Origin of the sequence: Mannheimia haemolytica (assembly GCF_004342115.1) — a bacterium.
Taxonomy (GTDB): Bacteria; Pseudomonadota; Gammaproteobacteria; order Enterobacterales; family Pasteurellaceae; genus Mannheimia; species Mannheimia haemolytica.
Genome location: NZ_SMAC01000021.1, coordinates 22154 through 43833, shown reverse-complemented (window position 1 = coordinate 43833; position 21680 = coordinate 22154). Strand labels below are relative to the sequence as shown.

General features: G+C 44.3%; 27 protein-coding genes. 2 read left to right on the top strand and 25 right to left on the bottom strand.

Annotation, left to right across the window (positions count from 1 at the left end):
* Position 1: 1 nt before the first annotated feature.
* Genes EDC41_RS08835 through EDC41_RS08780 form a run of 12 tightly spaced genes read right to left on the bottom strand, consistent with a single transcriptional unit; the run spans position 2 to position 11288 of the window.
* A complete protein-coding gene (locus tag EDC41_RS08835) occupies positions 2-340 on the bottom strand; it encodes a hypothetical protein (RefSeq protein ID WP_235658932.1) in 339 nt (112 codons plus the stop codon).
* Positions 340-615, bottom strand: a complete 276-nt coding sequence (locus EDC41_RS08830; RefSeq protein WP_044427692.1) for a hypothetical protein — start codon at positions 613-615, stop codon at positions 340-342. The genes EDC41_RS08835 and EDC41_RS08830 overlap by 1 nt, the downstream gene beginning before the upstream one ends.
* The gene (locus EDC41_RS08825) at positions 599-1201 is read right to left on the bottom strand and encodes a hypothetical protein (RefSeq protein WP_115262488.1); all 603 of its coding nucleotides are present in this window, start codon (positions 1199-1201) and stop codon (positions 599-601) included. Before EDC41_RS08825 ends, EDC41_RS08830 begins: the two co-directional genes overlap by 17 nt.
* The gene (locus EDC41_RS13880) at positions 1202-3808 is read right to left on the bottom strand and encodes a tail fiber protein (RefSeq protein ID WP_235658931.1); all 2607 of its coding nucleotides are present in this window, start codon (positions 3806-3808) and stop codon (positions 1202-1204) included.
* 9 nt (positions 3809-3817) lie between these two features.
* Positions 3818-4384 carry a phage tail protein gene (locus EDC41_RS08815; protein ID WP_040080714.1) on the bottom strand — a complete coding sequence of 189 codons (567 nt, stop codon included), beginning with the start codon at positions 4382-4384 and terminating at the stop codon, positions 3818-3820.
* Positions 4377-5480 carry a baseplate assembly protein gene (locus EDC41_RS08810; RefSeq protein ID WP_006249639.1) on the bottom strand — a complete coding sequence of 368 codons (1104 nt, stop codon included), beginning with the start codon at positions 5478-5480 and terminating at the stop codon, positions 4377-4379. The genes EDC41_RS08815 and EDC41_RS08810 overlap by 8 nt, the downstream gene beginning before the upstream one ends.
* A 9-nt stretch (positions 5481-5489) precedes the next feature.
* Positions 5490-5852 (bottom strand): GPW/gp25 family protein, encoded by a 363-nt coding sequence (locus EDC41_RS08805; RefSeq protein WP_006249640.1) that lies wholly within the window; start codon positions 5850-5852, stop codon positions 5490-5492.
* Between the two features lie 54 nt (positions 5853-5906).
* A complete protein-coding gene (locus EDC41_RS08800; RefSeq protein WP_006249641.1) occupies positions 5907-6443 on the bottom strand; it encodes a phage baseplate assembly protein V in 537 nt (178 codons plus the stop codon).
* A complete protein-coding gene (locus tag EDC41_RS08795; protein WP_115262487.1) occupies positions 6430-7494 on the bottom strand; it encodes a phage late control D family protein in 1065 nt (354 codons plus the stop codon). The genes EDC41_RS08800 and EDC41_RS08795 overlap by 14 nt, the downstream gene beginning before the upstream one ends.
* The gene (locus EDC41_RS08790; protein WP_006249643.1) at positions 7487-7714 is read right to left on the bottom strand and encodes a tail protein X; all 228 of its coding nucleotides are present in this window, start codon (positions 7712-7714) and stop codon (positions 7487-7489) included. Before EDC41_RS08790 ends, EDC41_RS08795 begins: the two co-directional genes overlap by 8 nt.
* On the bottom strand, positions 7698-8621 hold the full coding sequence (locus EDC41_RS08785) for a phage tail protein (protein ID WP_006249644.1): 924 nt from the start codon (positions 8619-8621) through the stop codon (positions 7698-7700). The genes EDC41_RS08790 and EDC41_RS08785 overlap by 17 nt, the downstream gene beginning before the upstream one ends.
* Before the next feature lie 9 nt (positions 8622-8630).
* Entirely contained in the window at positions 8631-11288 is a 2658-nt protein-coding gene (locus EDC41_RS08780) for a phage tail tape measure protein (protein ID WP_006249645.1), read from the bottom strand.
* Between the two features lie 47 nt (positions 11289-11335).
* Between EDC41_RS08780 and EDC41_RS08775 the strand changes: the two genes are divergently transcribed.
* Positions 11336-11638: a hypothetical protein gene (locus tag EDC41_RS08775; protein ID WP_006249646.1), complete on the top strand. Its 303-nt coding sequence runs from the start codon at positions 11336-11338 to the stop codon at positions 11636-11638.
* Here the strand turns inward: EDC41_RS08775 and EDC41_RS14030 are convergent.
* The 10 genes from EDC41_RS14030 to EDC41_RS08725 all read right to left on the bottom strand — a co-directional run bounded on the left by EDC41_RS14030 (position 11617) and on the right by EDC41_RS08725 (position 18230).
* Positions 11617-11769, bottom strand: a complete 153-nt coding sequence (locus EDC41_RS14030) for a GpE family phage tail protein (protein ID WP_080542703.1) — start codon at positions 11767-11769, stop codon at positions 11617-11619. The two genes, EDC41_RS08775 and EDC41_RS14030, sit on opposite strands and share 22 nt — an antisense overlap.
* Positions 11766-12080: a phage tail assembly protein gene (locus EDC41_RS08765; RefSeq protein WP_006249647.1), complete on the bottom strand. Its 315-nt coding sequence runs from the start codon at positions 12078-12080 to the stop codon at positions 11766-11768. The genes EDC41_RS14030 and EDC41_RS08765 overlap by 4 nt, the downstream gene beginning before the upstream one ends.
* A 95-nt stretch (positions 12081-12175) precedes the next feature.
* Positions 12176-12691, bottom strand: coding sequence for a phage major tail tube protein (locus EDC41_RS08760; protein ID WP_006249648.1), 516 nt, complete (start codon positions 12689-12691; stop codon positions 12176-12178).
* 10 nt (positions 12692-12701) lie between these two features.
* Positions 12702-14087, bottom strand: coding sequence for a phage tail sheath family protein (locus tag EDC41_RS08755; protein WP_006249649.1), 1386 nt, complete (start codon positions 14085-14087; stop codon positions 12702-12704).
* Between the two features lie 84 nt (positions 14088-14171).
* Positions 14172-14669, bottom strand: coding sequence for a Gp37 family protein (locus EDC41_RS08750; protein ID WP_006249650.1), 498 nt, complete (start codon positions 14667-14669; stop codon positions 14172-14174).
* A gap of 5 nt (positions 14670-14674) precedes the next feature.
* Positions 14675-15109 carry a gp436 family protein gene (locus EDC41_RS08745; RefSeq protein ID WP_006249651.1) on the bottom strand — a complete coding sequence of 145 codons (435 nt, stop codon included), beginning with the start codon at positions 15107-15109 and terminating at the stop codon, positions 14675-14677.
* A complete protein-coding gene (locus EDC41_RS08740; RefSeq protein ID WP_006249652.1) occupies positions 15109-15390 on the bottom strand; it encodes a DUF7210 family protein in 282 nt (93 codons plus the stop codon). The genes EDC41_RS08745 and EDC41_RS08740 overlap by 1 nt, the downstream gene beginning before the upstream one ends.
* A gap of 68 nt (positions 15391-15458) precedes the next feature.
* Positions 15459-16385 (bottom strand): major capsid protein, encoded by a 927-nt coding sequence (locus tag EDC41_RS08735; protein WP_006249653.1) that lies wholly within the window; start codon positions 16383-16385, stop codon positions 15459-15461.
* Positions 16386-16415: 30 nt separating this feature from the next.
* Positions 16416-17531: a hypothetical protein gene (locus tag EDC41_RS08730; RefSeq protein ID WP_006249654.1), complete on the bottom strand. Its 1116-nt coding sequence runs from the start codon at positions 17529-17531 to the stop codon at positions 16416-16418.
* Between the two features lie 234 nt (positions 17532-17765).
* Positions 17766-18230, bottom strand: a complete 465-nt coding sequence (locus tag EDC41_RS08725) for a phage virion morphogenesis protein (protein WP_006249655.1) — start codon at positions 18228-18230, stop codon at positions 17766-17768.
* A 63-nt stretch (positions 18231-18293) separates the two neighbouring features.
* On the opposite strand from EDC41_RS08725, the gene EDC41_RS08720 reads away from it, so the two are divergent.
* A complete protein-coding gene (locus EDC41_RS08720) occupies positions 18294-18638 on the top strand; it encodes a hypothetical protein (RefSeq protein WP_006249656.1) in 345 nt (114 codons plus the stop codon).
* Between the two features lie 201 nt (positions 18639-18839).
* Here the strand turns inward: EDC41_RS08720 and EDC41_RS08715 are convergent, their stop codons facing one another.
* Genes EDC41_RS08715 through EDC41_RS14025 form a run of 3 tightly spaced genes read right to left on the bottom strand, consistent with a single transcriptional unit; the run spans position 18840 to position 21679 of the window.
* Positions 18840-20117, bottom strand: a complete 1278-nt coding sequence (locus EDC41_RS08715; protein ID WP_006249658.1) for a phage head morphogenesis protein — start codon at positions 20115-20117, stop codon at positions 18840-18842.
* Positions 20110-21564: a DUF935 domain-containing protein gene (locus tag EDC41_RS08710; protein ID WP_006249659.1), complete on the bottom strand. Its 1455-nt coding sequence runs from the start codon at positions 21562-21564 to the stop codon at positions 20110-20112. The genes EDC41_RS08715 and EDC41_RS08710 overlap by 8 nt, the downstream gene beginning before the upstream one ends.
* Positions 21548-21679, bottom strand: a complete 132-nt coding sequence (locus EDC41_RS14025) for a hypothetical protein (protein ID WP_006249660.1) — start codon at positions 21677-21679, stop codon at positions 21548-21550. The genes EDC41_RS08710 and EDC41_RS14025 overlap by 17 nt, the downstream gene beginning before the upstream one ends.
* Position 21680 lies beyond the last annotated feature (1 nt).

Below are 21680 nucleotides of genomic sequence, written 5' to 3'. Positions count from 1 at the left end.
CCTAGACTCTTGTATAGTCGTGCGTGAGTTGCACAACGCCATACATAATCGTTTTTCTCTTACCCTCTGCGGTAGTGAGTTGCAAGTCATAATTGGCACTTGTCCATTCAGCTCGAGCAGTTTGCTGGTGACTAAAATGTAACACCATCTGACCAGCCTCTGCTGTCTCAATACTGCCATCATCAGTAGAGAGAGCAATCAGCACCTCACCTTGATAGCTGACTAAGTGCAAATCAAACCGCAAATCCTTTAACGCAAGAGGTTGTCCGGTGCTGTCTTTAATGCTGAATCTAAAACTCACATCATCGCCCCGCACTAATTTTAAGTTTTGCTTTTTCATTAAATCCCCCCAAGTCTAAATGCCTTCGGATACTGCTTGCGGTGTACCTCCGCTTTATAAGCGGAGTAGCAGTGCTTTGGGTCTAAAAATAAGCAATTCACAAAAGAGTGCCAAAAACGCCAACGTTTTTTCGGATTTTCCGCAAGCACTGCACCACGGTAGCAACGGCTAGAAAATGTTTCGTCCGCTGCTCCACCGGTGAGAGCGTTAAAGAGTTGATCTATTGCAATTAAGACGTGGTAGCTCCACGATTTTAATTTAGTCAGTTTGCTCATTGTTTGCTCCTTGCGGTAATTGATACATCGGCTCAATCGCCTGAATCTGCTCTAAGGTTTCCGCTTGCTCTAGGCGGTCTTCGTATCCTTGCCGTTGCCCTGCTACAATAGCAGCCACCGTTTGATACGCCATCGCTTTTTCGTAGGCTTTTTGGCGTAGCGTGTCGAGCGGTATGCCTCGCATTTGCGCAATTAACTCAAGGGTTGGCGTTTGTACGGTTGGGTCAGCCACCCACGCTTTTGCCTCTTTCGCTTGCTCAAGCCAAGTGTCACGCTCAAACTGAGGCGTTTCGTTGTATTTGGCTAAATCATTGATAAAGGCTTGTGCTTTTTGGTTAATCTCTGCTAACTTTGCAGATTTTTCAGTGGAAATGACCGCTTGCATATCCACCTTAATTTGCTCATACACAAATTCGCCATTTACAAATCGCTCTTTGCCGTTTGCTTTGGCAAGGTAGGTCTGATATTGCTTATCCGTGAGTTTGGGTAATGTGTTAAAATCCAAATCCGGATACAGCCCAATAAACTCATCATCAATTAGCTCATAATTGCCTTGCTCATCAATCACATTCACAAAATATGCCATTTAATAACCCTCCACTTTAACAATCAAGTCGATATGTTCCGACGCTCCCCCAAGAATTCGGCCAATATCTATCCATACTTGTCCTTTGTTATTACCTTGTTTACGGACTGCCCACGCTACTTGGTGTTCTACGGCTTCTGTTGTATACATTGGACTTAAGGTTGAGCTACTACTGCGAGCAAGCTGTGCATCCACATACAACACCTTATTCGGCATTGCCGTCCAAAGCGGGATAGGGATTAATCTCCCCCAATAATCTCTGTTAGCAATACCTACTGCATTCTCCTCTTTTGCGAACCAAATATCCCTAAACTGTTTCAGATGAAAAAACTGTTCAATTTTACCGTCCGGATAAACCACTACCTCACCGACCAGCTCCATTTTCTTCGCTGTGCCGTTATCATCAGCACTATTACCGTTAATAGTACGGGATTTTGTGCTACGACTGACAGAGGCTTTAACAGTATTAGCAATATCGCTAATTAAAGCGACTGTGCCACCTTTGGCTGGCATAAATATCTCGTGGCTGCCTTGTACCCACCATTTAATACGTTTATCCGGCAAAGGCTCATACCGTACTGTAAAATTACCTTGATTGCCTCTTCTTACTACCTCAAAGCCAGCATAGTCCCCATTATTTGCAACAACACTTAAATAACTGCCGTTGTAATGTAAAATACCGTTGCCGTGACTAAGTGGATTATTCCGGATGTCCCCCCAGTCTGTGCCATCAATCCTTTGCCATACCGGAGCTGCCTCATTACCGGTAAATGATGATTGCACCCAAACGCCATTATTTTGTCCTGCTCTCGAATGAGGGATATAGAGCATTGCATTTGCACCAGCTGCACTTAAGGTAAGTCCTACACCGTAATTGTAAATATTGCCTAATTTAGTCGTGTTAGCCTCTCTACCGGCAACCCCCCAGACTGTATTTTTACCAAGAAGAGTATTCAAATTTTTATTTTGATTAGCAGTGTCAATTTTAAATGCCGCATCATATAGAGGCTTAGCCATCTTACGCACCCAAGCCGTAGTCGGCACTTGGTCGTTATTGGCGTTATCAGCCGGTGCGGTGGCTTGGATTGTGCCATTGACTTGTACTCGGTCTCGCTCATTGTCGGTGGTTTTACCAATACTCAAATTGTTAGTCTTGCTATACCCCTTAAACAACACATTCCGTTGCTGTGCTGCATTCCACAATGCTACTTCCCAAAATACGTTCTTGTCAGGCATTGCCGCTGCCATCATCGTCGCTTTGGAAGACTCGCTTGTGCCGTTTTTAACGTAATAATCAACACTGCCAATAATTTTGTTTTTTCCTACCGGGGGATTGGCAAGGTCATAGCCCATATCGACCATTTGCAGGTATGGCTGATAACGTTCATCATCACGAGCCGCTCTTAGACGATAAGCAGACTCTAGTGTGCCTGTTGTTTTAAAAGTGCCTTGATACAATCCATCTTTTAAAAACACCACCTCACGCCAATCTAGAATCAAATCCTCATTGTTAAGGTTGATAGCACTCTCAAAGGTGCGTTTTAAACTTGGATAGGTGATACGCAAGTGAGAATAACCAGAGTTATGATAGAGTTCGGCAATAAAATAATAACGACCTGTCTGCGGTAGATTGCTGTAATTATGTTGCGTCCCAGAGTTATGAAATGCTTGGGTGTAATACCCCCAACCACTTTGATAAGGGATTTGCATTTCTCTAAACCAATCCGACCGCTTAGCCGCATTTAAGGTTGTAGCAACATTGCCACCCCGTACAGGGATTAGTTTAGTGCGGATTGCACTAATCTCTGCCTGTAAGTCTGCCTCGTTTGGCGTCCAATCTGTGCCGATTGAACCACGCTCAAGCTGTATTCTGTCAATACGGTTATTATCTGTTGCGGTTTTCGGGTAAAAATACACATTCAGGTGCGTGTCGTTAGGCGTTCGCTCTCGTCCCTCACTCATCGGCTTACGCCAAATGCCTTTACCTTGATAAACTCCATCACGAATTTTGACCAGTTTTGCCAACTCGGTAGTGCCTTGAGAGTTATAAACGCCAATTCCGGTACGTTGAGAGCCAAGTTCACCCCATAGAGTGACTACAATCTCTTCGCCTACTTTCGGAGCCTCAGCCAATGCGTATCTGACTGAGTACGCATTCCCGTTGTGTGGGGTGTTGGATTGAATGAGGAGGTTTCGTCCGCCTACTTTAATCGCCTCGACTTTCTCATTTGCCAATGTCGCTTTTTGTTCTGCTGTTGCTGCTTTATCATAGGCTGCTTTAACTGCTGAAGGGGTTGCAGACTCAGTTGTGCTAGTTGATTGGATACTCGCATTTAACTGCACAATGCCTTTTTGCGTTAGGCTTGCGTGGTCAATCTCGTGAGTATGCCCAGTTAAATCATTACTATTTTTGCTGGTAGCTGTGATTTTTTTCGGGTTAATGCGTTGTCCTGCCTCGGTGAGCAATCTACGCAGATAGAGCGTGCGGTTTGCTAGGTGCTTAATTGGCTTATTGGTTACACCGTTTTCTCCTCCGTGGACTGGGTCATTTTCTTCAATTCTGTAAACGTGGTTTTCCCACTGTGCGGTTTCTTGTACACCTGCCATAATTTATCCTTAACTTGAACCGTGGTTATATGTGCCGTTGTAGGTTGCTTTATTGTTATATCGAATTGGAGCTGCTTTATAATCCAAAACTGCAAGAGAGCAACGAGCCGGAGCAAAATTGCGTAAGACCTTACGGATATTGCGAGCTTGCTCATTGGTAATCGGGTTACTCAACCTAATCGCATAGTGCGCCCAGCGTTCGTTTTCGGGGATTCCGCTCACATAAGTGCTTTCATACAGCCGATTTTTCAGTCCCTCGTCAATCTCAACCTCTCCGAAACCTAGTCTGCGTAATACTTCACGAATTGACCAAGGCGTGCCTTTTAGTTGATGTAGTTCGATTGCTCTTTTAATTAAGGCTCGCTTTGAGTTTTCGCTATCTGCAACCAATAAGCCGTCATAGCCGGTTACCGACCATTTTTCTGCCAGCAATGGGATACATTCGTCGCCCAATAAATCCACCAGCGTAGTCATAATTTGCGAAGTATCGAGCAAATTTAACCGCTTGCTTAAATCCGCTAATGCTTTATATTTAGGGTCTCGCACAATAATGTCCGCATAGTGCAAGCTAGCCATCTCTACGCTCCTCTTCGACTTCTACGCTGATTGCTGTGCAGTTCGCCCATTCTGTTTCGTTGATAATAGTTTTGACTGGCTGAATTAAATTCACATCGTAAACACCCTCAACTCTTAAAGCTGAAATGATGGCCGACGGCACAATGTCTAAACCGAGTTTTTTAGTCTTGTCTGACAAATAGAGTTGTAATGCCTCTCGGGCTTTTGCTTTTACCAAATCCTCACGGTAGCCATCTAACAATATTAAACGTGCCGTAATTTGATAACGGCGTTCTGTGGGCTTAATAACCTCGACCATATCGCAAAGTGGGCGTAGCCGTTCGGCACTAACGTGTTTTTTAATATCATCAAGTAATCGGGTATCCGGTAACCCTTTTTGGGTCAATACCGCAATTCTTACCAAGCCACCCCTAGGCGTAGAGATATTCACATCTGCAATATCTTGGGATACAGAGCGGACGTGGTAATCATATGCAGCGATAGAGCCACAGTTACTAAAGGCTTCCGGTGCGGCTAAAATTCGCTTACGGTAAGGTTCATCTTCTTCCTGCATCAACCCACCGCTCGTAATATCAATGTTTTCAACTGTTACTTTATAATTAGTTGCCAGTGCTGTTTTTAGTTTACTGACTCTTCCTGATTCCCAACCATTACCGATAACACCAACCTGATTACACTCTGCATCAATTTCCACATAGGTAATTAATGGAGTAATAACATCGTCATTGAGCGTTGAAAAGTATAGCTCGTCATTAATTGCCACCTGCGTTCCTTTAGGGATAACTATAGCTGTATGTTCACCACTTACTGAAAAGCGTAGTAAAGTACGGGCAGGTTTATCTCTAAGCCGATAACAACCAAAAGTTTCCCCGCACAAATCCAACGCAATCCCCGTCGCAAACTGCGGAAAGGTTTGTAAAAAGGCGTGATTAATGCCTTTGCGTAATAACTGCTCACGGTAAGCGTAGGTTTGAATAATGGAACGCTCAATATGTGCAGGTTGTAAGATTTTACCGGTGCGTTTTTCATAATCGGCAATCGCTTCGGCAAGTACGGTTTTTACATCGTCATCAATGATTTTAATCGCTTCTGTCATTGCCTATCCTTATACCGTTGTTCGGTAAATTTCACGATAAACATCATCGGTTAAGTGCCACATCACAGTAAAAATAAAATGCGGAGCTGAACCGTCCACCAACACTTCTTCAACCTCAATGCGTTTTTCCCATTTTTGCAAGGCGGTTGTAATTTCCCGTACAAAATTCGGGATAGCCACATCTTCAGGGTAGTCAATGTAGCGAAAGTGGTCAGAGCCAAATTCAGGGCGTAAAATATCCGTGCCTTTTTGGGTTGAAAGGATATTGACAATACAAAGATGAATATCATCAATACCTTGCACCACCTCAACTGTATCGGTTGAGGGTGCAAGTTGCCAGTGGGTTAATTGAATGGAAGTTTGTCTGTTCATAGCCCTGATGATACAGGGCTATCTTTAAAAGGGATTTTAAACTGGTTTAAAGAATTACTTATTAGGTTCAGGGCTACCGCCGTGTTTATGTGTGCCAAGCTCTACCGTGCCTTGTTTCACAACAGGAGCAGAGACTTCTTCGTCAGAGGTGATTTTACCGGTAGCGTGCAATGTGCCATTGACTACGGTGTTTGCATTAATCGTAGCCCCACCTTGAGCCGTTGCGGTTAAATGCCCGTTAGTCTTCACTACCACATCGCCGGTTTTGCGATTATGCGAAATCTCCGTGCCATTGCTGAATTTCTTAACCCACATATCGCTATCGGCAACCGGTGTCGGGTCTTGCTCGTTATAAATTGCCCCAAACACACAGCCACCTTCGCCTTGTGCATCAAGTAGCATTGCCACCAGCTCGCCCACATCGGGCAAACAGTAAAACTGATTGCCACCGGCGTTCGGGGTCAAAAACGACAGCCAAGCAGTTTCTAAATCTTCCAGCGCAGGGATTTTACACCGCACTTTGTGCGTTTTCGGATCAACAGCGGATACAATCCCTTCTTGATAAGTCGCCCCAAAATTATGCGTTTGCATTGCCAGCCTCCATACCTAATGTGATTAAATCATCGGCAATAAACTCCAACATTCTGACCTCAATATGAGTAGTATAACCACCGCTACGGCTAATCGTATGGCGTGATGATTTAATCAGATACTTGCCACTAAACACGCCAAAGTTACGCAATAAAATCGTTGCTCCGGCAACCAATTTAGGATTGCCGATAAGCTCAATATCACCAGCCGCCTGATCTTCATTTTGCGTAGCCAACGCAGCCTCACCCCGTGCATCAATCTGTTCTTGACTTTCGCCTCGTGTGATGATTTTCAGCGTATCTTCACTGGCTGATTTAGCTTGTTTTATATTCGGGCGTAAGGCTTTTGCCTTTTTGCGTTTTTTCACCACTTTTTTACCGCTTGTATCATAGCCGCTGATTTCCACTGCCTTTGCAGTGTCTTTAATCCGATCTCGCAAACGTAGGGAAATAGTATCCCGTTCTTCCAACATTAACACCGGCTCACTTTGCCCCAGTTCGCTTTTATCGGTAAAGACCAGCTGATTGCCCACGATTTTAAAGCTGTGATGATACTCTCGGGCAAGGCGTGCCAAAAACTCCACGTCCCGCTCTTGATATTGGGTGATCCGTTTAATCGGGATAGCCTTAATCTTACCGACTACCTTTAATTTCAGGTTATCTGCTACCTTTGCCACCACCTGAGCAAGAGTCGTATTCTCATAGGCTTTCGGTTTTAAAGTACGGTTGGCTTTGCTGATACCGGTGCTTAGAGCTTTTAAGTTAATAGTGGAAGGCTTATAACTATATTCCACTTCATCAATTTCAAACTCACCGATGCCCGTCAGAAATTCGCCCTGATAGCCAATCGCCGCTTTGAGCTTATCCCCCTGAGTCGGGAACCATTGGCGTATCCATTTGCCTTGAATGTCTTCAAATTCCACAGTGAGTTCGTCCGATTGACCTTCCAAATGGTCGATATAGGTCAGTTGCACCAAATGTGGCTCAATCTCGGCAGTGATATTGGTTTTTTCATAAAACAGTGAAAAATCGGGCTTCGGTACATTACGCATCACGCCCCCTTAGCCACGGTGGCATATTTTCATTATTCGTTGGCTTAACGTTAAGTACAGGGATATAAATTGTTACCCCTATCGGCAACACCTCGCAAAAACCGATATGCGGATTGGCATCAATAATTCGACCATATTCAAACGCATTGCCGTAGTATTGATAGCTCAAGTTATCCCAACGCTCACCCTGTTTGACGATATGTTTAAGCAACTGTGTCATTTTCTGCCTCCTCATCGGTACGCAGCACAATCCAAGCGGTCATTTTTGCCACCGGTTTTGCTAGATGGTCAAAGCTGTCTGTGACCTCTGTCAATGCACTCTCTGCCGGTGTAAACCAATTATCCCAGCTATTTGCCGAGGCATTACCCAAACTGCTTCGCATTGTTTGCAAACTCTGATAAATCTCGCCGATTTCCTCGCTAAAGACCACTGCTGCCGGTAGTTTCTCCTGCAAACCGCCCAAGGTCGCCGATGAGCCGGTCAAATTACCAAAATGCCCCAATGCCCCGTCTAAATTCGCTAATGCAGCGGGTAAATATGCCAATGCAGTTGCCGGGTCATTTTTCAACTGCCGAATAATCGCCACGGTATTTTGCACTTCGTCAACTAAGCGTTTGCCGCTGTTATAAAGCTCCACACCTCGGCTGACTGCTGTTTTGATTTGAGATAGGGTAGTTACCGCACCGCTTGGCAAAATAGAGCCAAGCAGTGAGCCACCACCAAAATTTAACGCCTCACCCAACACACCACCGTCATTATCGCCCACAAACTCTTTCAGGCTGATTTGCATTTCACGAGCGAGGGCATTGCCTCTGCCATCGGTGAACAATGTGGTCGATGAAATATCGACAATTACATAATCTCCCTTATAACGACTGCCCCAAATTAACGCCAATGCCGCTTGCTTCGCTTTGGCTTCAAGCAAGGCTTGATAACGGCTCTCTACACCGCCTATGGTATGGTGCAACCGAAGAGAAAAATTAAGTTCATTTAGCTTTTCGCCCATCGCTTGTAAACGAGGTTTGCCTTTTAGCACAGCGTGTTCGGCAAATTCGGCGGTATGTTGCTCGCTAAATTCAGTTAAATTCACCGGCTCAAAGGCAATATTGCCTAACATAAAATACATAAATCACTCCTAATAGGCTCTACGGCTTCGTTGGTCTAGCACACGATTGAGCAATTTCTCAAACTCATAAGCACTCATTTGCAACTGCTGCATAATTTGCGATTGAGCCTCTTGCGTAGCATTACCGTTTACATTGATTGTCGGGTTAAAGTTCACGACTATCTGCGGTGCTTGCGAGCTTTCCTGCTGTGTTACCGCATTTCGGTTGAGTGGTTCATAATTGCTAAAAATCGACGAATTTTGACCGCTTGCATTGGTCGCATTTGGGTTAAAATCAGGCGTTTTCAGGCTGCCTTGATTTAAGCCAAGCAGATTGCCGACAAAGTTTGCCCCGAATTTCACATCGTCCCAAAGTGAGCCAAAAAAGCCTTTTTGCTTACCTAAAATCGGTTGCAAAACAGGTTGAGTGAAACCCATAGCACCGCCATAGTTTAAGCTATCCAGCATTCCAACACCCAAACGAGAGGTCGCTTCTTTCGTCATCACATATTCGCCCTTATGCACAATACCGGCAGGGGTATATTTACCGCCTTGCCCGGTGAAACCACCGCTAGAGAACCCTGTATTGGCTGCCATATCTGCGGTTTTGCTGAGTTGTCCTGAGTGTTCTTTGCTGATGACTTGGGTAGCTACATTGCCAATTTTTGCCCCCATTTTATCCACATCATCGCCAAAGCCTAAAAAGCTCTTAATGCTTGCTACAACAGAGCTGACTTTTTGGCTAATACTGTCGAACATACCAAAAGCCGCAGACTTAATCCCATCCCATAAACCAGAGAACCAAGCTGTTGCTCCTCCCCATATTGTTTGGATATTTGTCCAAGCTACACTAAATAAGCTAGTAATCGTAGTCCATAACTGCCCGAAAAAAGTGGCTACACCATTCCACACAGAAGACACCCAGTCCGTCACGCCCGACCAAACACCTTTTACCCAAGTCCAAAATTGATTGAAGTAAGCGGTCACATTTTGCCAAAGATTTGCAAACCAAGGGGCAATGCTATCCCAATGGCTATAAATCAAGTAAGCACCCGCTGCGATTGCTCCAATGACTAAGACAATAGGATTGGTCATTGCTGCAATTTTGAGGGCGTTCATTGCCATAGTTACCGTTTGAATAACAAAAGAACCAGCTTGTAAAACGCCTCGTAAAATAACAAGTCCAGCAACCAAACCACCTACAAATTTAATCGCCTCTTTATGTTTTGATACAAATGGCACAAGCCATTCCACCGCAGATTGCAAGCCTTTTGAAAACCCTTTTATATCTTCGGCAAAGACAGAGCCAATATCCCCCACAAAGGTTTCCCACGCTCCTCCTAAAGATTCTAGGGCAGCACCTAATGTATTTGTTTTAAGGTTAATGCGATCTTGAAGGCTGGCTTGTTCACGCATTTTACTCAGCATTTCATCTAAGCCTTTTTGACCTTTCATAGCCAAAATATCAGCAAGACGCCCACCTTCAATGCCAAACAGCTCTTCTGCAACTAAACCTACACCTTTGTCACCGAATTTTTTGCGGATTTTTTCAAATTTCGTCATTTCAGCCAGCATTCCATCAATGCCTTTGAATGAGCCGTTTTTATCCCAGAAATTAAATTCTACTCCGACAGCCTCCATCATCTCTCGAGCTTCGGCTTTCATTCCTTTGGCTGCTGCCTTGAGCATTTCCGGTCCTTTATTCATACGGCTTAACATCATATTTAAGCCCGTACCAAAGGTTGAACCCTCTAAGCCTTGCTGACCTGCCATTGCTTCAATCGCCAGCACTTTTTCGGTATTCTCAGCCCCTGTAAGTTTCATTGAGTTCAGTTTTGGAGCATAGTATTTCATCGATTCATACATCTGCTCTTTACTTAAACCGCCGGCAAACATTGCTCGTTGCAGATAATCGGCTGCTTGTGGTAACTCATTTTCATTGAGCCGGTGAGATTCCATAAACTTCGCTAAAAACTCTCCACCACTTTCCTGATCCATATCAAGCAAGACATTCAGTTCGGCAGAAGTTTTTAATGCCCCTCCGGTCAGCACATCATCAGAAACACCTTGTTTCTTTAATGCCATTGCGAGCTTGTAGAAATCTTTTTTTGTTCCCGGTAAATCTGTCCCTAATGTGTCAGCAATCTTGCCAATCTCTTCAAATTTCCCGAAAGAACCATCTGCTTTCAGCATTGAAATTTTAAGATTATTCGCAGCTTCTTCTTGCTCCATATAGGTTTTCATCACGCCGACACCCATTGCCGCAGAAGCTACCGTTCCAATTATTTTCCCTTTAAGCTCGTCTCGGTTTTCTTTAGCTTGTGTATGACGTTCCATTGCATTGCGTAATTTAGTTTGCTTAGCAATAGATTTTTCTAATTCTGTACTCCATTTGCGTTGCTCTCGGCTAATATTGGCAATTTCTTTGCCAATTTTTTTATATTCCTGTTGCATAAGAGCAAGCCCAGCACCACCTTTACTACTGGCTCGGCTCATTTCTGCATAGAGAGTAGCTTGTTTACTACGCAATGCAGTAAGCTCAGAACCTAATTTAGAATGGCTTTGCTGATTTTTAGCGACAGCCTGTTCTAATTGTTCTAGCTTTTTCTTTGCTCCTGAAAAAGCACCGTGAAAACCTGATGATAGGCTTGCACCAATTACCATTCCGATAGCTAAATTATTTGCCATTGGTTAAATCCTTAGCGTAAAATAGGGAAAGTTTAAGGAGGTGGTGTATGCTGACTAAATTAAATAATCGAATTACTGAGTGGGCTGGTTTCGAGGCTTGTGTAACAAGAACAGAATGCACCGCTAAATGGTTGTTAGCGGTAGCATTAGTCGGTTGGAGTATCTTCTACTGGTTAGATGCGATTCAATCTATACAAAGCCTAAGCGAGGGCGTTAGTTTTGTACTCATTTATGGATTGATTTTGACAATCTTGGCGTGGGTTGGTGTGTATCTAGCTTGGGGCGTCGCCATTTTACTTACTTTAGCCACCGAACCCTTTATTTGGCTCTACCGTAAAATCTGCCCATAACCGGCTTTTATTTGCCTGTTCATCTGTTCTACCCATTTCGGAATATCCACTAAATCCAATTCTAAAAGCTCGCTTGGTGAAAACTTAAACCACCAAGCGAGATCAGCATAAACGGTATCTAGTTCACTTATTTGTCGGACTTTCCCTCAATAAGCATATCTTCCAATAGGTTATTTAAGCCCTTAATATCGGCAGCATCGAGTTCATCAATATCTTCCGGCACAAGTGTGGTGAGCTGTTGAATATAGAAGCGTAGAATTTTTACGCCATCTTTTTCAGGGTCAAACCCTTTTTCATCAAGCAAACGAAAATCTTTACCTTTTGGACGACGTACATCTAAGGTTTCAATAACTCTACCATCTGGTAAAGCGATAGGGTATTGCAATTTATAAGTGGTTTGTACACGAAGATTGGTTAATACTTGTTGAGCTGCGTTAGCCATAAAAAAACTCCTTTGTGAGTGGTTGTTGTTTAACTTCACAAAGGAGTTTACTTAAACGGTGTTTAAATTGATTTTAAACGGCTTTAAAGATTTTACTAACCGATATTGGTGCGGAATTTTTGCAACACATCCACCCCGTTCACACGGTAGATATTCGCCAGCACATCAATAAATAACAGCTCACGACCGGCAACGGTCTGTTTAATTGAATGTACATTTAACGTGTCGGCAAATTCGGCATTTTCTTTGTTTTTATGCCCTGTGCCGCCGATTTTACCGGCAGACACATTCATAATGGTGACCATCGGCTCTTCGGCTGCCAAGCCCTGCGAGTTAAACACTTGCAGGTTAGAGCGGATTTGCAACTGAGTGTATTTATACGGATTAAGCATTACCGCACGCACTTCCGGATAAAAACTGTCCCAAGTGATTTCTGCTTCAATCGCATTCGTGCCGGCAGGTAATTTAATCACACCGTGCATTCCAAGGCCTTTGTGTTCGATAAATTCAAACTCAATATCGGGGATTTTGACCTCATTCACTCGCCCCATTTGGCTGTTGCCGTTAATGTAAACATTTCCGTTTACAATTTGGTTAATTGCAATACTCATTTATTTCCCCTTATCGTTGCGACACCAAGTTTGCCAAGTATTTACGGGTCATCACAGATTTATTGCTGATACGTTCACCCGGAATTTTAGGAGTGTATTCATACACAATCGGGACTTGCCCACGGCTGAATGCATCAACCAAGTCATATTCATAGTCTAAGCTCACCGAATAACCTACCAACGATTTCTGCGTACGCAGGAAAGTGTCGATGGTTTCAAGGAAGCTATCCAGCAACGCATCATCAATCGGTAAATCAATAAACTGCAATTCGGCTTGGCGAATGCTTTCATCAATAATATCGCCTGTGCGAGAGGCGACTTCAAAGTTGCTGATATGGGTCACAGTCGGGAAGTTAGACGAACGGTTGCCCCATAAGCGGAAGCCTGTGCCAAAACTATTGAAAATGGTGGTAATCCCTACCGCATTGAGCAGATTAGTTTCGCTTTGCTTATCGTCCACCCGAGCCGTCAGCGGAATTTCCAACCCGATCACCCCTTTCAGCTCTTTATTGGAAGTGCTGAACCAGTAGCCCTTCTCCACATCAATCAACATACGCAAACCGGCGGCGTGGGTCGCAAGGCTTTCAAGAGTATTGCTTGACCCCAACGCATACGGGAAGAAATGGCGTACGTTCTCATTGCTTGCCGAGGCGTTAATCGTCCCTGCCGGGCCACGTCCTTGAATAGCTTTTGATAAGCTCGTCCCTTTCGGCAGTTGAATATACGCCTTAGCGTGCAGTTGGTCGGCAAGGGTGGCAAGGGCAGCGGCACAGCTTGCGGTTTTATCAAATTCCGGACAGATTAAGATTTTGGCATCCGCACCGTAAAGGTTAAAACCATCACGCAATAGTTCAAAACCTTTGCGTTTACCGGTTAAGCTATCCACCCCGCCTTTAATGTCCTCTTCGGTCACTTTGCTCGGGTCAGCATAGATATAGCTAATTTTCGGGGCAGACGGTGCAGAGACAAAGGTCACCACGCCGGTTTGCAGATCGACCGAATACCGATCAGCATTCAGCACGTTTGCACCGTCTTTCACTCTCGTCACCGCAATAATGCCGGTTTTCGCTGTTTGAGCGGTCAGCGTATTGCGATCCAGTGTGAGGACTTCATCGGTCACGGTAGTACGGTGGCGGGAAGGGTCAAGCACATTCACCACATACACTTTACCCGCTGCGTAACGAGCTAAAATATCAAAGGCATCAGGTAAGGTGAAGCCTTGGTTTAAAATCGTGCCGAATTTGGCAAAATCTTTTTTGGTTAAACAGACGGTCAATTCATTAACTGCGCCGATTGGGGCAGTACCGACAATGCCGATAATGGCACTATCAACCACCGATACCGGCACAGAGCCACCGTTTACTCGTTCGGTTTCAGAACCGTGGTGAAACGTCATAATATTCTCCTTGTAGGGTGCGTTTGCCAACGCACCGTAAAATCAGGTGATGTTGATGGTGCGTTAGCAAACGCACCCTACGATTTAAGTTTTAAGTCCGGGCGAACCAGGCTGGTCTTGACGGCGAAGATGAGCGGTTACAAATTTTGGCAGATTTTCGACCGCTTGGTGTTGCACCTGCTGAGTTTCGGTTTGCAAAATCAACTGATATTGCCAAAGCCCGGTTTCTTCGCTTGAGCCATTAAAAAATTCATCAATCAACCAACACTCACCGCAGTTTTGAGGCTTAAACCCCACAACCAATAACCGCAATTTATCCAGCAAATCCAACGCCCCGACATCATTATGCAAATCACGGGTCAGCACCGTTAAAGCAATCTGAACGTGGCGAACCTGCAGCACCGCTTGTGTAGTGCGAGGTTTCTCAAATTTGCTTGCCAAATAGCTAATCAACACCGCACCGTTAATGTGCGAGAGATGATAGGTGCTTGGGTCATTCGGGAAGAGTTCCACCTCCCACTCGGGCAATGCTTGCCGCAAGTGTTGGCAAATATCTTCTAAAATCGGTTGTGTGGCTGACATAATCTTTAATAACGACTGGTATCAATGCGAGCGTTCGCCCGAACTTCATATTCACTGTTATCGGCTAAAACATCGTCTTCTAAAATTTGACTGCTTTCAGCAATGCCTAAATGCAGTTTGCCTGTTGCAATCTGTTCCAACTCTTTCACCGCTTGTTGGTAGGTTTCCTTCACGGTGTCCGGCATTTTGGTTTCAGGACGGCGGGCATAAAGCCAATAACGGGCAAGGGTTAATGCGTGCTGATTAATAAGCGTAGGCACATCAGCCAGCGGCAAGGTATAGCGAGAGCGTAACGCTGCATCAATTCGCTCATTTGCCACTTTAACTGCCGTTTCAAGCATCTTTAAATCAGGCTCGGTCGCTGTCGGTTCATCATTACTGAGCTGCACCACAATCTTGCGACTAAACGCCGTGAGTAGCTCATCAATCTGCACATACATTATTTTTTATTCCCTTTTGGTTGCTCTGCTTCTGCAATTTTTGCTTCAGCCAGCTTCACATCATCTTCCGTCACTGCATCTTCAGGCTTAGGTTCACCTTCGGGTTTTGGCTCATCTTCAGGTTTTGAGGCATTTTTAGGTGGTTTTGGAACAGCTTCTACCGCTTTTAAGTTGATCGCATTGTTCTCAGCTTGTTCAGCGGTGAGTTCAATTTCTGCCCCCACCTCATAGCGTTTGCCATCGTGTAAAATTGGGGTATGTAAAACAATAAATTTAGCCATCGTTTTTTCCTCTATGTAATGTGTTTGAGATAATGGTGCGTTAGTAAACGCACCCTATGGTATGTGGCTTATACGGCAGCTTTAATTAAATAGCCTGCTGCCGCACCCACTAAATGAGGTTTGTGAATATCGGTCGTGCGTACCACTTCAATTTTGCCGCCACTCTCTTTATAAGTATCAACAAATAAGCCTTTTTGACGGCGAACCGTGTAACCATAAGACGGCTCGTAAACCGTGCCTTTGCCTCCGGTCGAACGAGGAGCAACATACGCCACCACAATATCTTTGCTCCAAATATCTTTGAGCTGACCGCTTTCTTCATACACCGCTTCACCGATTTTTACGGTCTCAATGCCGATCAGTTTGGCAAACACCTCAGGGGTAACAATCGCTACTTGACTGTATTTGAGCTTTTCAACCACTGCCGGATGTTCTTTTAACGCTGCCCACACATCACCGGAAATCACACACACATTCGGTTTACGACCGATAGCCCGCTTCACGGCACGAATAGCGGTATCAAATACCTTAAACACATCAGCATCTTTATGGCTGAATTGACTGGTGCCGGACAGCGTGACTTTATTGTCTGTTTCATAACGGCTTTCATCTAAGGCGAGGGTTGCAACCGCTTTTTCACGACCTAACGCAATCACATCTTGGGTGGTATTTAAGGCAAATTGACGTAAAGAAAAAATGGCTTCGTTCTCTTCACGATAATCAATGGCATATTCCACATCGTGTTCTTCTAACGCCACATCAATCGCCCCAATATCTTCTGGATCTAAACGGTTAGATGAACCACGCAAGTTACGCACGGTAGAAGGCAATCGGAAAGCTAAACGCCCGAAAGTTGGGATTTTGCCTGCTTCCTTTTCGATTTCGACAGTCGGCATTAAGGTCTCGGCAACCAGCTCGTTATTGTGATAGCCTTGTGCCAGCTCGGTTAAAACGGGGTCTTGTACACGCAGTTTTTGTAAGTTATGAGTTGTCATTAGTATTCCTTTTCAGTTGTGGGTTAAACATTAGCGATAAATCGCATTAAATGCCGCAGCGTAGCCTACATTGTGGGCTTTCATATAAGCTCGCACTTTTTGGTCGGCTTCAATCGAAACTGGATCTGTGCCTTCAGCATATTCCACTGCTTCCGCTTCTTGTGGGTTGGCTTTATCTGCTGTGGCATATTCTCCAAATTGGATAATCTGTGGTGATTGCGACATTGCAGACTTAAACTGTGAAACCACATCTTCGCCCTCATTAAATTCCGGCTCACGACCGGCTTTTAATACTGAAAGGTTATTTAAAGCCTGCACAAACGCCGCTTTTGCCACCGGGGCAAGTTTGCCTTGCTTGACTAAACCTTCACAAAACTCTGCATTACCAGCTTTTTCAGCTTCCAGCTCTGCTTCCATTTTCTCTGCTTCGGCTTGGGCTTTTTCGGCTTTCAACTGCTCGTTTTCCGCTTTTAAGCGTTCAAGCTCTTCCTTCTCTTCTGCACTCATTTCAGGTTCTCCTTCTGGTTGTGCGGGTTCATTAAAAATCGGTTCAGGTGTTGCCTGTTCGGCGTGTACCTGTTTGCTAATTTGGCTTCGCATTGCCTCTTCTTTCAGCCAATCAATTTCGTGTGGGGGAAGAGCTTTATCGGCTTTTTCAAGCCCGAACTCACTCACCAACCAATCACGAAAACGACTAAATAGACTTGCAACCCCCCATTCAGAAAAGACGACAAAATCATCATCTTCTGCAAATTCCACCTGCTTTAAGCCTTTAACCGCCGGTGGCATTGCCCCTAAAAACCCCACGTGGCGTAGCGATAACACGCCTTTATGTGGGTTATTCGGGCTATCAGGTAAGTAAAAAGCAGCCGAGACTTTTTTGAATTTGCCGCTTGCCACCATTTCTGAAAACTCAGCGTCTAGCTGATCTACTTCTGCTTTTAGTACATCGCCCTCAAGGGAAAGGGCTTTTACCCACCCCCACGCAGGGTTGTTGGATTTCGGGTGTCCGATCACCAGCGGAGCTTCGTGAAATTCGGGGTTATAGGCAGCAACGGTCTGTTGCAACATTTCAGGGGTAATGTCAATTAACGTGCCGTTGGCGTCATAACGCTTACCGGCTTTAAAAATTTCAATTTGGGTCATATTGCCTCCGTGATGGGGCAATAATAAGGATTTGGAGAGAAATTAGCTTTTAAACTGGTTTAAAGATTTTTCGAGGGTGTTTTAATAAAGAGGATTTATCACAATCGGCAATACCGTTTAAATACCGTTTAAATGCGTTTAACAGCGTTTAAATTTTTTGAGTCGAATAATCAGGCGAATAAAAAATAAAAACGCACAGAGGCGTTTTTATGCGTTAAATTTGATTTTAAGCGGTTATTTTCCCATACGACCGATAATTTGCCCTAAATGCCACTCAGCTTTGCGTAAAAGTAACTGCTCATCTTTATCGCCTACGCCTAACCACGGGCGAGCCGGTACAGTCACTTTTTTGCCTCGTCCGGCTTTACCGCCGAATTGATGCAACCGTGCATACACTTCCTGCGAGCCAAACTCAACATTATCACTTGTAACATTGTAAGCCGTTTTATCGGCAAGGTAGCCGTCTTGCCGTAAGATTTTAGTGGACTTACCTCGTTTACGTTTTAAAGCAAGCGTGCTACTGGCTAACGGTTTCCAATTGTTGCCATCGGGGTCTTGTTCCGCTTTAAAGCGTGCAGTGTGAATTTTCTTTAGGGTTTCCCCTAAAATGCCATACAGTCGGCGAGGTTGTTCCAGCTGATTTGCAATTTGTTGTAACGATTTGACCGCTTGGGTGTTGTTGAGGGTGATTTTGATCATTAAGCAAATCTCAGTAAAATATAGATTGGGTAATGTTGCCCTGATATATTAAGGAATTAGAATATGATGGTAAATGCAGAACAAGCAATAGAACTGGTTTATGATTTATTGCTTTCCCGTCAATGGTTAGTCACAAAAGCTGAAAAATTACCACTTGACCCATTATCAGAAAAAGAAGCCGTTATGTTTCTTTATACATTAGACCAACAAACAGAGGCGTCGTGGTTACAACTTACTCCGGAACAACGAGCTACTGCTAATGGTTTAATTATGGATTTCATCGCTAAATGTCTGACATCAACAAAACAATGGCTTGTTTCAGATAATATAGTTCCCGAACTACAAGCCATTGAAATTATCAAGCACGAGATTTTTCTCTCTCATAATTCGCTTGTAATGCCAAACTAATTAAGTGCCGCATAGTGTTAATAGCTGACATTGGCACTATTTCGGCTACTTTAAAGGAAAGTTGTTTTTCTGCCATTTTGTTTCTCCTATTGATTAAAAAATAATTTAGGGGTATAGTGAATTTACACAATGTAGCGGTAGTTTCCTAATTGGTAAAGGTTGTAGGTTTAACCTACATTATAAGGTTCGAGTCCTTCGCCGCTACATTTCTCCCAATAGCACTTCATACTTTGAACTTTTCAATCCAGTTGTATCTTGGAATAAACTACCTGTAACCGCTCGATTCAGTAAGACTTTCTGCCGTCCTTTTGCTCCGTGTCTATCTTGTAAAGTTGCATCATAATTGACTTTTACGGCAATTTTGGTTTGAGCTACGTCATAGATAAAGAGCAATGTAGTTTCTGCTTGTTGTTTTTCCAACAAGATGGCATTTGGGTATTGTAACTTTGCAGGCAACTTTTCCCAAAATTCCAACGGTACGGCAATACCGGTATTTTGTTTTAGCTCTCGTAGAGCGTGTACCATATCGCCTTTTGTTATTGCAATAATTGCAGATTGCGGAGCTAAATTGATCTGCTGTAACCGTTCAATCACCGCAACAGGTAGTACCCCTAACAACTGCATATTCTCTACTTGGGATAATGCACTTCCTTTAGCATTGGCAACATCATTTACCCAATTTTTAAAGGCTTGGTTATGTAACTTTGCAACCGGCTCTTTTGCCAATAAATCACTGACTGCTTTGGAGGCAAATATAGGATCGGCGGTAACCATTTTTTGCATTAGCAACTTATCTACATTTGCTGTTCTCCCGGCTTTGAGATTATCAAAATTATGCGGTGTAAAACCCACATCAACCCCTTTCGGCACAGTTACGACTCGTGAATTGCCTGTCCGCACGCCTACCGTTTTTTGTTCAAACTCAATTTCAGGTGGTGGGCTGACGGTTTTACCATCGTGCTTGAGGTCAAAATCATCTAACGCTTGCACGGTGCAGTGGCAACCGTAGGCTTTTATTGGATAGTGATATTTCCAAAACGGATCGTCATAACGCAGCACCAAGCCGTCCCACGCCACGTGCTGTGGGCGAGGGTGGGCGTTGTCGTTGTGTTGATATTCCCAATAAGGCATATCCTCCGCAAGCTCTAAATGTTGTTGCAAACGTCCACGGTTATACGCCCCGTAAACATTGGTATCGTAAATAATCCGTGTTCGCCAATTTCGTCCGCCGTTGTACTCCCAGCCTGTTTTTGCCACAACCTCATCAAACCGCTTGCGAAAGTTCTCTAAGGTTTCGCCGTTGTGAATAGCCTCATCCACCGCCTTGCGAAACTCACTCAACACTTCATTACGATTCGCCCCAGCCACCACGAAAAAATAGTCGTGCTCTTCGCCCAGAATATCAAGGTAGCTATTCGTGCGGAGATTGAGTTTTTTCTCAAAATATTGGGCTTGCTGTTTAAAGGTAAATTTACGCATTGCGTTTTGCCTTAATTTCATCGTTTACCGATTGTCTGCCTGCAAGCTCTGCCACCGTTGAGCCTAACGCCAACAGCTCGCCATATTCGGCAAAGCTTAATTCAGGGATAAGGCTATCTAGCTGACTTTGGAAATCCTCCAGACTATCTGCTTGAGCGAGTTTATCTCTCACCCCTTGTAGCCAATCGTCCACCATTGCTTCTCCCTCGTGTTCTAGCTGTTCCAAAATTGGCACAGGCATTGGCACTTGGGTTCGGCGTTGTCCTTCGCTAAATTCTGTGGTATTTGCAGATTTTTCCGCTTTTTCGACCGCTTGCACCTCAATATCACCCGCCTCAAAGCCATATTCACGCTCAAAGTAGGCTTTGGAAAAACGCACGCCCATTGCGTGGAGTTTACTGTCTCGTTCAACTTGGTCGGTGTTGATGGCTTCTTGCTCGTAAAATTCAAACTTCGGCAGTTGTTCCACATTGAAGTTATATTTCACAATCCACTGCAACAAGGTGTTGAAGGTGGCTTCAATCATCGCTTGGTCGTCCGAGCGAATATCTTCCATAACTTCCAAGCCTACTTGTGCACTGGCACGGTTGCTTTCTTGCTCGGTGGTTTGGTTTTGCCCAAGTAGGGCGATATTGATCTCTGCCTTGCAAAAATTGAGGAACTTTTCAAAGGCATCGGTGCTGGCAGATTTGCCCGCTGCATCTTTGATTTCGACCGAACTATCTTCAGGGATAACCGCAATCGCTGAGCTAATCATTCCCTCTAGGGCATCAGCTAGTCGCTCTTTATCTGTATTGTGAGCTTGGCGAGGGTGTTTGCCAATCAACCACGGTGAGCCGTATTTTTCGGTAAATTCCAACCAGTATTTGAAACCGCCTTTTTTAAAGGTCGCCGCCCAAAAGCAGAGGGATAAATCGCCTAAACCGTAGGGATTATCTTGGGTGGCTTCTTGCGTAGTAAGCAAGAACTTATCATCTGGTAATAATTCGCCGTCCGCCCAGTTTTCTTTGGTACGGAAACGCAGTAGGTTTTCGTCGTCAAACATAAACCATTCAGGCTTTTTACCAATGATTTCTGTTGGCACAAATAACTCACCCTCTTTTGCCCAAATAACCTCGCTGATATGGTAGCCATAGAGTGCTGCATTGAGCATTTCGGTAATCAGGTTATTCATCGGCAAGCGGTTAAATATTTGATAAATCTGCTCGTCCACTTTCTCATTGTTAGTGGTGGTAATTCGCCACTCTAAGCCTTTAATCGCCGCTTTTCGACGGCGTACGCCTGAGCGAACTTGCCCGTCTGATAACAACTCACGGTAAACGGAAATATCTTTCCCCATTCGTTTTAAAATCGGGTCAGGGTTCGGCAGATAATAGCCAAATGCCCAGTAATCAATACTTCTGGCACGGGTGGCAATTTCACTAATTAAATTATTCTTCTTTGCCATAAGCTGCACTCGCTAAAATAAAAGATAAAAGAATTCCCCAACCCCAGCCGTCAATGTTGTTAATAAATAGGTAGAATGAGGCACACATCATTAAACAAAGTGGTACATATCTCATT